General features: G+C 73.7%; 14 protein-coding genes. 13 read left to right on the top strand and 1 reads right to left on the bottom strand.

What is annotated here, in order from left to right; translation table 11 throughout:
• The first annotated feature begins 83 nt into the window (after nt 1-83).
• From coaBC to JAO84_RS05735, 3 genes are all read left to right on the top strand, one after another.
• Entirely contained in the window at nt 84-1,301 is a 1,218-nt protein-coding gene (coaBC, locus tag JAO84_RS05745; protein WP_370411008.1) for a bifunctional phosphopantothenoylcysteine decarboxylase/phosphopantothenate--cysteine ligase CoaBC, read from the top strand.
• Nucleotides 1,302-1,542: 241 nt separating this feature from the next.
• Entirely contained in the window at nt 1,543-2,751 is a 1,209-nt protein-coding gene (metK, locus tag JAO84_RS05740; RefSeq protein WP_265867133.1) for a methionine adenosyltransferase, read from the top strand.
• Nucleotides 2,752-2,865: 114 nt separating this feature from the next.
• Nucleotides 2,866-5,019 carry a primosomal protein N' gene (locus tag JAO84_RS05735; protein ID WP_370411005.1) on the top strand — a complete coding sequence of 718 codons (2,154 nt, stop codon included), beginning with the start codon at nt 2,866-2,868 and terminating at the stop codon, nt 5,017-5,019.
• Between the two features lie 98 nt (nt 5,020-5,117).
• Here the strand turns inward: JAO84_RS05735 and JAO84_RS05730 are convergent, their stop codons facing one another.
• Nucleotides 5,118-5,645, bottom strand: a complete 528-nt coding sequence (locus JAO84_RS05730) for a hypothetical protein (RefSeq protein ID WP_370411003.1) — start codon at nt 5,643-5,645, stop codon at nt 5,118-5,120.
• Nucleotides 5,646-5,888: 243 nt separating this feature from the next.
• On the opposite strand from JAO84_RS05730, the gene fmt reads away from it, so the two are divergent.
• From fmt to JAO84_RS05680, 10 genes are all read left to right on the top strand, one after another.
• Nucleotides 5,889-6,821 (top strand): methionyl-tRNA formyltransferase, encoded by a 933-nt coding sequence (gene fmt, locus JAO84_RS05725; protein ID WP_370411001.1) that lies wholly within the window; start codon nt 5,889-5,891, stop codon nt 6,819-6,821.
• A gap of 72 nt (nt 6,822-6,893) precedes the next feature.
• Nucleotides 6,894-7,016: a hypothetical protein gene (locus JAO84_RS05720; RefSeq protein ID WP_370410999.1), complete on the top strand. Its 123-nt coding sequence runs from the start codon at nt 6,894-6,896 to the stop codon at nt 7,014-7,016.
• 37 nt (nt 7,017-7,053) lie between these two features.
• Nucleotides 7,054-8,502 (top strand): RsmB/NOP family class I SAM-dependent RNA methyltransferase, encoded by a 1,449-nt coding sequence (locus JAO84_RS05715; RefSeq protein WP_370410997.1) that lies wholly within the window; start codon nt 7,054-7,056, stop codon nt 8,500-8,502.
• A 122-nt stretch (nt 8,503-8,624) separates the two neighbouring features.
• Nucleotides 8,625-9,080, top strand: coding sequence for a hypothetical protein (locus tag JAO84_RS05710; RefSeq protein WP_370410995.1), 456 nt, complete (start codon nt 8,625-8,627; stop codon nt 9,078-9,080).
• Nucleotides 9,077-10,921, top strand: a complete 1,845-nt coding sequence (locus JAO84_RS05705; protein WP_370410993.1) for an alpha/beta hydrolase — start codon at nt 9,077-9,079, stop codon at nt 10,919-10,921. Before JAO84_RS05710 ends, JAO84_RS05705 begins: the two co-directional genes overlap by 4 nt.
• A gap of 116 nt (nt 10,922-11,037) precedes the next feature.
• Nucleotides 11,038-11,904: a hypothetical protein gene (locus tag JAO84_RS05700; protein WP_370410992.1), complete on the top strand. Its 867-nt coding sequence runs from the start codon at nt 11,038-11,040 to the stop codon at nt 11,902-11,904.
• 133 nt (nt 11,905-12,037) lie between these two features.
• Nucleotides 12,038-12,721 (top strand): ribulose-phosphate 3-epimerase, encoded by a 684-nt coding sequence (gene rpe / locus JAO84_RS05695; protein WP_265867124.1) that lies wholly within the window; start codon nt 12,038-12,040, stop codon nt 12,719-12,721.
• Between the two features lie 177 nt (nt 12,722-12,898).
• A complete protein-coding gene (locus tag JAO84_RS05690) occupies nt 12,899-13,948 on the top strand; it encodes a sugar-binding transcriptional regulator (protein WP_265867123.1) in 1,050 nt (349 codons plus the stop codon).
• An 88-nt stretch (nt 13,949-14,036) separates the two neighbouring features.
• Nucleotides 14,037-14,489 (top strand): ribonuclease domain-containing protein, encoded by a 453-nt coding sequence (locus tag JAO84_RS05685; RefSeq protein ID WP_370410989.1) that lies wholly within the window; start codon nt 14,037-14,039, stop codon nt 14,487-14,489.
• On the top strand, nt 14,476-14,820 hold the full coding sequence (locus JAO84_RS05680) for a barstar family protein (protein ID WP_370410987.1): 345 nt from the start codon (nt 14,476-14,478) through the stop codon (nt 14,818-14,820). The genes JAO84_RS05685 and JAO84_RS05680 overlap by 14 nt, the downstream gene beginning before the upstream one ends.
• Nucleotides 14,821-14,878: the final 58 nt, after the last annotated feature.

Genomic DNA, 14,878 nt, shown 5'->3' with positions numbered 1-14,878 from the left:
GGAACATCCGCCGGGCCTGTGGTGTCTCATGGAGTCGTACGCGCAGTCGTGCGCATCCGAGTGCGGGGAGTGACGTGACAGTGGTGACGACGAAGCCGAAGGTCGTGCTGGGCGTGAGCGGCGGCATCGCCGCGTACAAGGCGTGCGAGCTGCTGCGCCGGCTCACCGAGTCGGGCCACGACGTCCGCGTCGTCCCCACCGACTCCGCGCTGCACTTCGTCGGCGCCGCCACCTGGTCCGCCCTCTCCGGCAACCCGGTCTCCACCGAGGTCTGGGAGTCCGTCCACGAGGTGCCGCACGTGCGCATCGGGCAGGCCGCCGACCTCGTCGTGGTCGCCCCCGCCACCGCCGACATGCTGGCCAAGGCCGCCCACGGCCTCGCCGACGACCTGCTCACCAACACCCTGCTCACCGCCCGCTGTCCGGTGATCTTCGCCCCGGCCATGCACACCGAGATGTGGGAGCACCCGGCCACCCAGGAGAACGTCGCCACCCTGCGCCGCCGCGGCGCCGTGGTGATCGAGCCCGCCGTCGGCCGCCTCACCGGCGTCGACACCGGCAAGGGCCGGCTGCCCGACCCCGGCGAGATCTACGAGGTCTGCCGCAGGGTCCTGGCCCGCGGAGTCGCCACCCCCGACCTGGCCGGCCGGCACATCGTGGTCAGCGCGGGCGGCACCCGCGAGCCCCTCGACCCGGTCCGCTACCTGGGCAACCGCTCCTCCGGCAAGCAGGGCTACGCCCTCGCCAAGGCCGCCGCCGCCCGCGGCGCCCGGGTCACCCTGATCGAGGCCAACACCGGCCTGCCGGACCCGGCGGGCGTCGACGTGGTCCGGATCGGCACCGCCGTCCAGCTCCGCGAGGCCGTCCTCAAGGCCGCCGGCGACGCCGACGCCGTGGTGATGGCCGCCGCGGTCGCCGACTTCCGGCCCGCCGAGTACGCCACCGGCAAGATCAAGAAGAGCGACGACGGCGGCGCGCCGACCATCACCCTGGTACGGAATCCGGACATCCTCGCGGAGATCTCGGCCGATCGCGCGCTGCCCGGCCAGGTCGTCGTCGGATTCGCCGCCGAGACCGACGACGTGCTCGCCAACGGGCGCAAGAAACTCCAGCGCAAGGGCTGTGACCTGCTCGTCGTCAACGAGGTGGGGGAGCGCAAGACCTTCGGCGCGGAGGAGAACGAGGCCGTGGTCCTCGCCGCCGACGGAACCGAGACCCCGGTGCCGTACGGACCGAAGGAAGCGCTGGCAGAGACGGTGTGGGACCTGGTCCTGCCCCGGCTGCGCCCCCTCTCCGGGTGAATTCCGCACCAACGGCGGGAGGCGGGCGCACTGCGCCCCGAAGACCGCGAGAATTCCCACAAAATCGGGCATAACGCCAGCTGGGGGCCCCGGTTGGCGCACAGATCACGCAATCGCCGGGCGGAAGGCCTGGCCAGATGGGCGATCGTGCCTATTAGACTGTCCATGGAACGTCGCGGGGCGCAGCCCCCTGCCGGTCCGCAATCGACAGCCAGCAGCCGCTGCAACCCCAGGGAGCGTTGTGTCCCGTCGTCTGTTCACCTCGGAGTCCGTGACCGAGGGTCACCCCGACAAGATCGCTGACCAGATCAGCGACACCATTCTCGACGCGCTGCTCAAGGAGGACCCCACCTCCCGCGTCGCCGTCGAGACGCTGATCACCACCGGCCTCGTGCACGTCGCCGGTGAGGTCACCACCAAGGCCTGGGCGGACATCCCGACCCTCGTCCGCGGCAAGATCCTCGAGATCGGGTACGACTCCTCGAAGAAGGGCTTCGACGGCGCCTCCTGCGGCGTCTCGGTCTCCATCGGGTCGCAGTCCCCCGACATCGCGCAGGGCGTGGACACCGCCTACGAGCAGCGCGTCGAGGGCGACGAGGACGAGCTGGACAAGCAGGGCGCCGGTGACCAGGGCCTGATGTTCGGCTATGCGTCGGACGAGACCCCGGAGCTCATGCCGCTCCCGATCCACCTCGCCCACCGGCTCTCCCGCCGTCTGACCGAGGTCCGCAAGAACGGGACCATCCCGTACCTGCGCCCCGACGGCAAGACCCAGGTCACCATCGAGTACGACGGCGACAAGGCCGTCCGCCTCGACACCGTGGTCGTCTCCTCGCAGCACGCCTCCGACATCGACCTGGAGTCGCTGCTCGCGCCCGACATCCGCGAGTTCGTCGTCGAGCACGTCCTGAAGCAGCTCGTCGAGGACGGCATCAAGCTCGACACCGACGGCTACCGCCTCCTGGTCAACCCGACCGGACGCTTCGAGATCGGCGGCCCGATGGGCGACGCCGGCCTCACCGGCCGCAAGATCATCATCGACACCTACGGCGGCATGGCCCGCCACGGCGGCGGCGCCTTCTCCGGCAAGGACCCGTCGAAGGTCGACCGCTCGGCCGCCTACGCCATGCGCTGGGTCGCCAAGAACGTCGTCGCCGCGGGCCTCGCCTCCCGCTGCGAGGTCCAGGTCGCGTACGCGATCGGCAAGGCGGAGCCCGTCGGCCTCTTCGTCGAGACCTTCGGCACCAACACGATCGAGACCGAGAAGATCGAGACCGCCATCGCCGAGGTCTTCGACCTCCGCCCGGCCGCGATCATCCGCGACCTCGACCTGCTCCGCCCGATCTACTCCCAGACCGCCGCCTACGGCCACTTCGGCCGCGAGCTGCCGGACTTCACCTGGGAGCGCACCGACCGCGTGGACGCCCTCAAGGCCGCCGCGGGCGTCTGACCCCGCCGCACCACGGCCTGAAGCGACCGGCGAAGGCCCGGCACCCCTGGACGGGGGCGCCGGGCCTTCGGCGTACCGCCGCCGCTGTCGGTGGCGTCTGGTAGGTATGAGGCTGTGAGCAGCGAGAACGAGAGGCCCGCGGGCGACGGGCCCGGGGGGAACGAGGAGCCCGAGCAGCTCGCGCTCATCCGCGAGACGGTGCGCCGGGCGAAGGTGCCGCGGGCCAAGCCGCGGACCTGGCGGGGGGCCGCGCTCGCCAAGGAGCTGCCGGTCGCGCGGGTCGTGGTGAACAAGGGCGTACTGCACCTCGACCAGTTCTTCGACTACGCCGTGCCCGAGGAGCTCGACGAGGCCGCGCGGCCCGGGGTGCGGGTGCGGGTGCGGTTCGGGGCCGGGGCGCACCAGGTGCGGGGCGGACGGCGCGAGGGCGGACGCCTGATCGACGGCTTCCTGATCGAGCGGAAGGCCGAGTCCGACTACTCCGGGCCGCTCGCCGCACTCGCCGACGTCGTCTCCCCCGAGCCGGTCCTCGGACCCGAGTTGCTCGGGCTCGCCCGGGCCGTCGCCGACCGGTACGCGGGCAGCCTCGCCGACGTGCTGCAGCTCGCCGTGCCCCCGCGCAACGCCCGCGCCGAGGCCAAGCCCTCCCCAGAACCGCTGCCGGCACCCCGGCCGCCCGAGCCGGGCAGCTGGGCGCGGTACGAGCAGGGCGCGGCCTTCCTGGAGGCGCTGGCCCACGGCGGCGCCCCCCGGGCCGTGTGGAACGCGCTGCCCGGGCCGCACTGGGCCGAGGAGATCGCCCGCGCCGTCGCCGCCACCCTCGCCGCCGGCCGCGGCGCCCTCGTCGTCGTGCCCGACGGCCGGGCCGCCGGCCGGGTCGACGCCGCCCTCACCGCGCTGCTCGGCGAGGGCCGGCACGCGCTGCTCACCGCCGAGGCCGGACCCGAGAAGCGGTACGCGCAGTGGCTCGCCGTCCGGCGCGGCGCCGTCCGCGCCGTCGTCGGCACCCGCGCCGCCATGTTCGCGCCCGTGCGCGACCTCGGCCTCGCCGTCATCTGGGACGACGGCGACACCAGCCACAGCGAACCGCACGCCCCCCAGCCACACGCCCGCGACGTCCTGCTGCTGCGCGCCGCCCACGACCGCTGCGCCTTCCTGCTCGGCTCCGTCAGCTGCACCGTCGAGGCCGCCCAGCTCGTCGAGTCCGGCTGGGCCCGGCCGCTGCTGCCCGGCCGCGAGCAGGTACGGCGGGCCGCCCCGCTCGTCCGCACCGTCGGCGACACCGATCTCGCCCGCGACGAGGCCGCCCGCGCCGCCCGGCTGCCCACCCTCGCCTGGCAGACCGTGCGGGAGGGGCTGAAGACCGGCCCGGTGCTCGTCCAGGTCCCGCGCCGGGGTTACGTGCCGAGGCTGGCCTGCGAGCGCTGCCGGACGCCCGCCCGCTGCCGGCACTGCTCAGGCCCCCTGGAAGCCCCCGAGCAGCAGGAGCTGCACTGCGCCTGGTGCGGGCGCGGCGCACCCGACTGGCACTGCGTGGCCTGCGGCTCGAACCGGCTGCGCGCGCAGATCGTCGGCGCCCGGCGCACCGCCGAGGAACTGGGCCGCGCCTTCCCCGCCGTACCCGTGCGCACCTCCGGGCGCGACCACGTCCTCGACCGGGTGCCCGACCGGCCCGCGCTCGTCGTCAGCACCCCCGGCGCCGAACCCGTCGCCGACGGCGGCTACGCGGCCGCCCTGCTCCTCGACGGCTGGGCCATGCTCGGCCGCCCCGACCTGCGGGCGGGCGAGGAGGCGCTGCGCCGCTGGATCGACGCGGCCTCGCTGGTGCGCGGCCAGGACCAGGGCGGCACCGTCGTGTGCGTCGCCGAGCCCACCCTGCGCCCGGTGCAGGCGCTCGTCCGCTGGGACCCCGTCGGGCACGCCCAGCGCGAGCTGGCCGAGCGGGCCGAGCTGGGCTTCCCGCCGGTCTCCCGGATGGCCGCCGTGTCCGGCCCCCCGGACGCCCTCGGCGCCTTCCTGCACGGTGCCGAGCTTCCCCCCGACGCCGAGATCCTGGGCCCCGTCCCGCTGCCCGTCACCCGGCCCGGCGGCCCGCGGCGGCCCGGCGACACCCCGCCCGGCGAGCAGTGGGAGCGCGCCCTGATCCGCGTGCCGCCCGGCAGCGGCGCCGCGCTTGCCACCGCCCTGAAGCGCGCCCAGGCCTCCCGTCTGGCGCGCGGCGGCGGGGAGCCGGTCCGGGTCCGGGTCGATCCGCCCGACATCGGCTGAGCGCCGCCCCCTGATGCGGGCGCGCGAAGGGCCGCCCGCGACAGGACGGGCGGCCCTTTCGGGACGCGATGGCGACTGCGACTGCGCGCGACGGTGCGTCAGCCGTTGCGCGGGGCCGGGAAGACCGGCGGGCGGGGCTCCTCGCGGAGCGCCTGGCTGCCCGAGGTGGGCTGCGGCGGCATGCTGCGGGCCGGCGGCACCACGGGCATGGTGCGGGTGGTGCCCCCCGGCTCCGCCGCCCGCTCCTGCTCCAGGGCGGCGCCGGCGCCCGGCTGCGGGGCGCGGCGGGAGCCGTAACGGCGGTGGACGGCCTGCTTGGTGACTCCGAGCGCGGAGCCCACCGCGTCCCACGAGAACCCGAGCGAGCGGTCGAAGTCCACCGCGGCGGTCACCAGGGTCTCTACGCTGTCCCGGAGCTCCTGGGCGAGCCGGACGGTGGGGGCGGGGGCGCGCCCGTAGACGACGAAGCCCGTCGAAGGGGCGGTGCGGCGCGGGCGGTAGACATTGCCCAGCTGGGCCGTGAGCGTGCGCAGTGCGTCCACCTGCCGCCGGACCCGCTCGATGTCCCGCACGAGCAGGTGCAGACTTGCCCGGGCCTGGGCGTCGTGGGTTGCGTGGTCGGCCATGGATGAGCCTCTCGAACCGGCGTGAAAGGGAGCGGGTCGCTGGGGGAGGGCGACCCGATTCGGTCAATCTCTCTTGACCAACGCGCCACTTGGGGTTGGGTCACGCTGCGGGGGCGTATCCGCATATGCACAGGGCGCTCGCCCCCGCGTACACCCCGGCCGCCCGTGTGAAGCCGCGGGCCCCGACGGCGGCCTAGACTGGTGCGCTGCCGTCATCGCCCCCTAGTTGCGAGGTTCTCCCGCGTGAAGCTGGTCTTCGCCGGCACCCCCGAGGTCGCCGTACCCGCCCTGGACGCCCTGCTCGCCTCCGGGCGGCACGAGGTGGCCGCCGTCGTCACCCGGCCCGACGCGCCCGCCGGGCGCGGGCGGCGGCTCGTCGCGAGCCCCGTCGCCGAGCGGGCGGAGGAGGCCGGGATCGAGGTGCTCAAGCCGGAGCGGCCGCGGGACGAGGCGTTCCTCGCGCGACTCCGGGAGATCGCGCCCGACTGCTGCCCCGTCGTGGCGTACGGCGCGCTGCTGCCGCGCGTCGCGCTCGACATCCCCGCGCACGGCTGGGTCAACCTGCACTTCTCGCTGCTGCCCGCGTGGCGCGGCGCGGCCCCGGTGCAGCACTCGCTGATGGCCGGCGACCAGGTGACCGGCGCGTCGACCTTCCAGATCGAGGAGGGCCTCGACTCCGGCCCGGTGTACGGCGTCGTCACCGAGGACGTGCGGCCCACCGACACCAGCGGCGACCTGCTGACCCGGCTCGCGTTCGCCGGCGCCGGGCTGCTCGCCGCGACCATGGACGGCATCGAGGACGGCACCCTGAAGGCCGTGCCGCAGCCCGCCGAGGGCATCACCCTCGCCCCGAAGATCCAGGTCGAGGACGCCCACGTCGACTTCGCCGCCCCGGCGCTGCGCGTCGACCGGGTGATCCGCGGCTGCACCCCGGCCCCGGGTGCCTGGACCCTCTTCCGCGGCGAGCGCCTGAAGATCGTCCAGGCCGCGCTCGTCACCGACCGCACCGACCTCGCACCGGGCGAGCTCGCGGCCGGCAAGAACAACGTGTACGTCGGCACCGGCTCCCACGCGGTGGAGCTGCTCTGGGTCCAGCCCCAGGGCAAGAAGCCGATGAAGGCGGCCGACTGGGCCCGCGGCGTGCGCATCGCGGCGGGCGAGCGGGTCGGGGCGTAAGCCCCCGAGTTCCGGGAGCCCACCCCCGAGGAGCGGGCCGGGATCGTCCGGCTCGTCGGCGAGGAGCCGTCCGTGCTCGTCGCCTTCGAGGCGGACGGCGGCGGCACGCGGCCGGTGACGTGTCTGATCGCCGCCGGGGACCGGGCGATCCGGCACGGCCGTTTTTCCCGGCAGGGGCCCGCGGACGTAGGCTGAGGAGGTTCGACCTCTTCTTTCGTCACGCGGAGCACCTTTGAGCGAGCAGGCACGTCGCCGCACCCCCACGTCCCCCAAGGGCGCGTCCCCCAAGGCCCCCCGGCCGCACCGGCGGCCCAAGAAGGACCCGGTCCGGATCCTGGCCTTCGAGGTGCTGCGGGCGGTGGACGAGCGGGACGCCTACGCGAACCTGGTGCTGCCGCCGCTGCTGAAGAAGGCCCGGGAGAAGAACGAGGGCTTCGACGGGCGGGACGCGGCGCTCGCGACCGAGCTCGTCTACGGGACGCTGCGCCGGCAGGGCACGTACGACGCGATCATCGCGGCCTGCGTCGACCGGCCGCTGCGCGAGGTCGACCCGCCGGTGCTCGACGTCCTGGCGCTCGGCGCGCACCAGCTGCTCGGCACCCGGATCCCCAGCCACGCCGCCGTGTCCGCCACCGTCGAGCTGGCCCGCGTGGTGCTCGGCGACGGGCGGGCCAAGTTCGTGAACGCCGTGCTGCGCAAGATCGCCCAGGACGACTTCGACACCTGGGTGGCGAGGGTCGCGCCGCCCTACGAGGACGACGCCGAGGACCACCTCGCGGTCGTCCACTCGCACCCCCGCTGGGTGGTCTCCGCGCTCTGGGACGCGCTCGGCGGGGGCCGGGCCGGCATCGAGGAGCTGCTCACGGCCGACAACGAGCGGCCCGAGGTCACCCTGGTCGCCCGGCCAGGCCGGGCCACCACCGCCGAGCTGGCCGAGGCCGCCGAAACCGAGCCCGGCCGCTGGTCCCCGTACGCGCTCCGGATGGCCGAGGGCGGCGACCCCGGCACCATCGAGGCCGTACGGGAGAGCCGCGCCGGCGTCCAGGACGAGGGCAGCCAGCTGGTCGCCATCGCCCTCGCCAACGCGCCCCTCGACGGCCCCGACACCCGCTGGCTCGACGGCTGCGCCGGCCCCGGCGGCAAGGCGGCGCTGCTCGGCGCCCTCGCCGCCGAGCGCGGCGCCGCGCTGCTCGCCTCCGAGAAGCAGCCGCACCGCGCCCGGCTCGTCGAGCGCGCGCTGGCCGGCAACCCCGGCCCGTACCAGGTCGTCGCCGCCGACGGCACCCGCCCGCCGTGGCGCGAGGGCAGCTTCGACCGGGTCCTGATGGACGTGCCCTGCTCCGGACTCGGCGCCCTGCGCCGCCGCCCGGAGGCCCGCTGGCGCCGCCGCCCCGGCGACCTCGACGGCTTCGCCCCGCTCCAGCGCGGGCTGCTCACCGAGGCGCTGCGCGCGGTCCGGGTCGGCGGCGTGGTCGGCTACGCCACCTGCTCCCCGCACCTGGCCGAGACCCGGGTCGTCGTGGACGACGTCCTGAAGAAGACCGGCGGCGCCGAACTCGTCGACGCCCGCCCGCTGTTCCCCGGCGTGCCCTCGCTCGGCGACGGCCCCGACGTCCAGCTGTGGCCGCATCTGCACGGCACGGACGCGATGTACCTCGCCCTGATCCGCCGCACGGCCTGAGCGTCCGCGGGCCGCTCCGGTCCGCGCCCCAACCCCGGTGCGGGGACCCGTGAGTTGTGCGTTGCGGTTGCGATGTAGTGTGGCCCGCCTGGTGATCCACATGGGTGAGACGGGGGCTTCGCGTGGCGTGGGACGAGTGGGAACAGATCAAGGCCGGGGCGGCCGGGCAGCAGCCGGCGGCCATGCAGCTCAACCATGTTCCGGTCGAGCCGGACGCCGGGCCGAGCCAGGTGACCGGCGGCCTGAAGTCCAGCCAGAAGGCGTGGAACACGGCCGGTGAAGGGGTCGGTTCCCTGCGCGGGACCATCGGCACCGCGCTGACCAAGCTGGAGGACGGCCAGGCCGGGCTCGGCGGGACCACGGGCTGTCTGACCGCGGCCGCGCAGAAGGACGTCTACGACTCCTGGAAGAAGTACGCCGAGAACGTCAGCAAGCGGTGCGGCTCGCTCCAGGGGATCCTGCAGCAGGTCGGCCGCGACGTGCTGACGACCGACGACGCGGTCAAGGACGAGATGGACCGGCTGAACAAGCAGTACGCGGACACGGACGCCGTCGGCGGCCAGTCGAAGGGCCGGTGACGGAGCCGATGGACTACGCCACCCTCAAGGCCTTCAAGCCCACCGAGTTCGAGGGCGCCGCCGACGGGTACCGCGCCCTCGGCAACGCGGCCCAGGCGGCCAAGAGCCACATCGAGAACACCGTCGCCACCGGCATGCGCAAGTCGCTGTCGGGCGAGTCGGCGAAGGCGTCGCAGAAGCAACTCCAGGCCCTGGCGAAGAACTTCCACTACACCCTCACCGAGTGCCATGTGATCAGCACGGCCCTCAACGGGTTCGCCTACGACTTCGCGGCCGCCAAGCGCAAGCTCGAAGCGGCGGTCGAGGACGCCCGGGCGGACGGCTGCACGGTGACGGAGAACGGCTCGGTGAGCTATCCGGCCGGCCGCAAGCCGGGGGCGGAAAAGGACACCGAGGGCGGCACGGTGACCGGCACCCCCGGCGGCAACGCCACCTCCGACGCCCTGGACCGCCAGGCGGCGAACATCCACCCGAACCCGCACTACGGCAAGGCCATCGGGTACGCGGACCGGATAGCCGACGCGCTCAAGGAGGCCACGGACGCCGACACGAAGTGGGAGCCGAAGATACGGGCCCTCAAGGCCGATGACGACCTGACCGTCAGCGACCGGGACTGGACGGACGTCACGGCGGACACGGGCGGCGTGAGGGAGGCCGCCGACGCCTACCTCGACGCGATCAAGCCGCCGCCCAAGAACGACTGGCCCCAGGACAACGCCAACTGGTGGAAGGGCCTCACGGACGAGCAGCGCGAGGCCTACATATCCATGCACCCCGCGAGCATCGGCGCGCTCGACGGCCTCCCCTCGGACGTGCGCGACGACGCCAACCGCACCGTGCTCGCCGAACAGCGCGCCGCCAAGCAGATCGAGTACGACGCCTGGCTCAAGAAGGAGCCGGAGCACTACAAGCCGTACATCAGCCCCGTCACCGGGCGCGAGGTCAAGGGCGCGATGGTCCCGACGGACGAGTGGAAGGAGTGGGAGGAGAAGCGGAAGAAGCTGGAGAACGGCTACAAGGGCATGGACGCCATCCAGTCCCGCTTCAACAGCTTCACGAGCGAGAGCAACCGCCCCTATCTGCTCGGGTTCGACGGCGACAACATGGGCCGCGCGATCGTCTCCATCGGCAACCCGGACACCGCCGACAACGTGGTGACGTACGTGCCCGGGACGTTCGCCAAGCTGGAGTCGATCGGCGGTGACATGGACCGGGCGGTGGCGCTCCAGGCGGAGGCGGAGCGCCAGGACGCCGCCCACTCGACGGCCTCGATCGTGTGGCTCGGCTACGACGCCCCACAGGGCATCATGACCGACGCCACCGAGACCAAGTGGGCCGACAACGCCAAGGAGCCGCTCGGCAACTTCATCCAGGGGCTCGAGGAGTCCAACCACCGCCCGAACGGCGTGAACCAGACCCTCATGGGCCACAGCTACGGCTCCCTGGTGGTGGGCGAGACGATGGAGATGCACATCGACCTGCCGGTCGACAACGCGATCATGGTGGGCAGTCCGGGCGTCGGAGTGGACCACGCCAAGGACCTGAACATCCCGCCGGACCATGTCTTCGCGGCCACGGCGCAGAACGACCTCATCAACGTCGCCCCGCCGTTCGCCAAGGACTACCTCAGCCCGAAGGCGTACTGGGACACCTTCTTCGACGGCGACGCGATCGTGCACGGCACCGACCCGACCTCCGAGGACTTCGGGGGCCAGGTCTTCGAGGTCCCCGACGGGAAGCTGCCGGGCACGGACTGGGAAATGATGCCCGCGCACTCCCAGTACTGGGACGAGAAGCCCCTCGGCACCATGGGCAAGATCGTGACCGGAGGACGACTGTGAAACCGCGCAAGGTGATCCCTGCCGCCGCTCTGCTGGCCATGACGCTCATGGTGACCGCGTGCGGGGCGCAGGAGGACGGACCGAAGACCGGCGGAAACGCACCGAAGCAGGTAGTGATGAACGAGCAGCAGGCGATCGACCGGGCAGAGGAGATCATCGGGCAGGCGGTCGACGGCATGTCGCCCCGGCCGACCCTGGAGCGCATGGGCGGCGCGCCCGTCGGCGCCTGCATCGCAAGGGACGACCACGGCCCGGACGACCGGGTGCAGGTCACCCTCATCTATAAGCTGACCGGGGTGCCCGGGGCCCAGGCGCAGAACCTGGTACGGCAGGCGCGGGACGCATGGCTGAAGCAGGGCTACGCGTACAACACCTCGGGCGAGGTCGACTGGTCCAGTGCCTTTCCGACGGTCTACATGCGGACGAAGACCGACGACTTCTGGATGGACGCGGTGACCGGCGTCCTGGACCGCGCCAAGGGCGAGGGGGTGGCCTCGCTCAAGGTGACCTCGCCCTGCTTCCTCCCGCCCGGCAAGTCCTCGGCCGCCCCGGCCGACCCCGCCGCCTTCGAGTCGCCGGCGGCCGACGACCCCGCCGGGCGCCGAGCGCTCGGCCACTCCAGCCGGATCTACGACGCGCTGGGCGTGGGCGCGGCGCCCACCCAGCCCGGGGAGGGCATCGGCCGGGTCCGGGACGCGTCCGGGGCCGAGGCGGTCCACCACACCTGGTCGACCCCGCCGCTGCCGGAGCAGGAGCGGGCCCGGGCGGTGGCCCGCGCGCAGGCGTACTTCGTCGGCGCGGGATGGCGGGTCCGCGTCATGCCGACGGCCGAGGGCGCCCCGGGCGTCGTCGCCGGCCACCCCGGGGAGCACACCGTCGCGCAGGTGGTGGTCTCGGACACCGGCGCGGTGCGGGTCGCGGTGACGACCCCCCTCGACGGCGGTCCGGACGGTTCGGACGGTCCGGATTCCGCGGCCGTGTGACAGTCGGATCCGCCGGTCACTGTCGGCGGAATCCACTGGTCTGTACCATTACGTCCCCGGTGTGAAGCGGCCCCCGCGCAATCCGCACCGCTTCGCGGCAAAGAAGTCCTCAAGAACATGGCAGGCTTGGCACATGGCGCAGATCAATCCCAGCATCCTGTCCGCGGACTTCGCCCGGCTCGCCGATGAGGCGAAGGCGGTCGACGGGGCCGACTGGCTGCACGTCGACGTGATGGACAACCACTTCGTGCCCAATCTGACGCTGGGCGTGCCGATCGTCGAGTCGCTGAGCCGGGCCACGGACACCCCGCTCGACTGCCACCTCATGATCGAGGACCCGGACCGCTGGGCGCCGCAGTACGTCGAGGCCGGCGCCGGCTCCGTCACCTTCCACGTGGAGGCGGCGGCCGCGCCGGTGCGCCTCGCCCGGGAGATCCGCGCCAAGGGCGCCCGGGCGTCGATGGCGCTCAAGCCGGCCACCCCGATCGAGCCGTTCGAGGACCTGCTGCCGGAGCTCGACATGCTCCTGATCATGACGGTCGAGCCCGGCTTCGGCGGCCAGGCCTTCCTCGACATCATGCTGCCGAAGATCCGCCGCACCCGTGAGCTGATCTCCAAGCACGGTCTGGAGCTGTGGCTCCAGGTCGACGGCGGCGTCTCCGCCGCCACCATCGAGCGGTGCGCCGAGGCCGGCGCCGACGTCTTCGTGGCCGGTTCCGCCGTCTACGGGGCGGCCGACCCGGCCGAGGCCGTGCGCTCGCTGCGGGCCAGCGCCGAGTCCGCGACCGCCTCGGCGGCGTGGGCGTGTGGCCACTGAGCCTCCACTGACCCACCGGTACGTGAACGCGGCCCGTCGGGCCGCCGACACGGCCGTTCAGGACCCGCCGGATCTGACAGGATGAACGGTGAGTCGAGAGTGTGAACAACAGCACGTGGAAACAAGCCGCGGCGGCGCCCCGAACCGGCGCCACCAACGGCAGCTGAGCAGCCGTACGTGAACAGCAGTGAGGAGATCGCGGTGGCGGGAATGTCGGCGGGACGGTCAGCCCTGCGGATGGGCCCCGCGGAGCTGGTGCAGGCGGCGGCCATGGCCCGCCGCTTCTACCTCGAGGGCAAGTCCAAGATCCAGATCGCCGAGGAGTTCGGCGTGAGCCGCTTCAAGGTGGCCCGGGTCCTGGAGACCGCCCTGGAGCGCGACCTCGTGCGCATCGAGATCCGTGTGCCGGCCGAGCTGGACGCCGAGCGCTCCGACGCGCTGCGCGCCCGCTACGGGCTGCGGCACGCCGTGGTCGTCGAGTCGCCGGCGGAGGGCGAGGACGAGTCGCCCGACCCCGAGAACCTCGGCGAGGTCGCGGCCGACCTGCTCGGCGAGCTGGTCACCGAGGGCGACGTCCTGGGCCTGGCCTGGGGCCGGTCCACCATCCACATGGCGGCCGCCCTCGACCGGCTGCCGCCCTGTACCGTCGTCCAGCTCACCGGTGTGTACGACGCGGGCACGGCCGAGCGCGGCTCGGTCGAGGCGGTCCGCCGGGCCGCCCAGGTCTCCGGCGGCGAGGCGCACCCCATCTACGCGCCGATGCTGCTGCCCGACGCGGCGACCGCCAACGCGCTGCGCAGCCAGACCGGCATCGCGCGGGCCTTCGAGTACTTCGACAAGGTCACCGTCGCCTGTGTCTCCATCGGCTCCTGGGAGCCGGGCATCTCCACCGTCCACGACATGCTGTCCGACGCCGAGCGCGCCCACTACGCCTCGCTCGGTGTCGCCGCCGAGATGTCCGCGCACCTCTTCGACGCCGAGGGGCGCCGGGTCGGCCGGGACCTCGGCGAGCGCTGCATCACCGTCGAGGCGGACCGGCTGCGCCGGATTCCCGAGGTGGTCGCCATCGCAGGCGGCCAGCGCAAGGCGGCGGCGATCGGAGCGGTGCTCCGCTCCGGCCTGGTCACCAGCCTGGTGACCGACCGCTCGGCCGCCGACTTCCTGCTCAGCGAATTCACCCCCGGCCCGCGCCCGGCCCTCGACCGCGCGGACCCGGACGGCCGCTGACCGACCCCGACGGCCGCCGGCCGACACGCCGCCGCCCTCCGCCCCGTACCGGCACGCCGCCGGGGCGGGGCGGTGGCAGCATCGGGGCATGATCACGCGTTGCGCCCGGATCGGGCTCTCCGTCCTGGCCGGGCTCGCGCTGCTCCTCGCGGGGCTCACCGGCTGCTCCGGCGGCGCCGCGGGCCCCGGGGCCGGCGCCCCCTCCCGTACCACCGCGGTGGCGCCCGCCACCCGCCCCACCGCCTCCTCCGGCCTCCCGGTCGTCCCCGAGTCCGAGCTGCCGGCCGAGGCGCGCAGGACCCTCGCCCTGATCAGGAGCGGCGGCCCCTTCCCGTACGCCAAGGACGGCGCCGTCTTCTCGAACTTCGAGCGCGTCCTGCCGCGGCGCGAGCGCGGCTACTACCACGAGTACACGGTGAAGACCCCCGGCGAACGCGACCGCGGCGCCCGGCGCATCGTCACCGGCCGGCAGGGGGAGACGTACTACACGGACGACCACTACCAGAGCTTCCGGGAGGTGGCCACGGATGAGGATCGATGACGCCGTCGTGCTCGACCTGCACGGGGTCGCCGACAAGACGGCCTTCATGAACCGCTGCGTCCGCGCCCTCCCGCTGCCGGTGTGGTTCGGGCGCAACTGGGACGCCCTGGCCGACTGCCTCGCCGACATGCGCGCACCCATGGCGATCGTGGTCACGCACTGGCAGGCTTATGCCGAGGCCGAACCGGAGGAGTGGTCCACCGCCCAGGAGGTGTTCTCGGCGGCGGCCCGCGCCAGCTCGGCCGGCCTCGCGGTCCTCCTGTCGCTGGGCGGCGACCTCGCCCACTTGGAGGATCGGCCAAGCAGCCCCACGCAAGACTCGGACGATTAGCCCGGGGCGGGTACGCGCGCCCCCGTGGGACAATGAACTACGTGCTTTTTCCCCTGGC

The organism is Streptomyces fradiae, from assembly GCF_041270065.1.
Lineage (GTDB): Bacteria > Actinomycetota > Actinomycetes > Streptomycetales > Streptomycetaceae > Streptomyces.
Note: the sequence above shows the minus strand (reverse complement) of the source record. Positions and strands in the feature narration are given on the sequence as shown.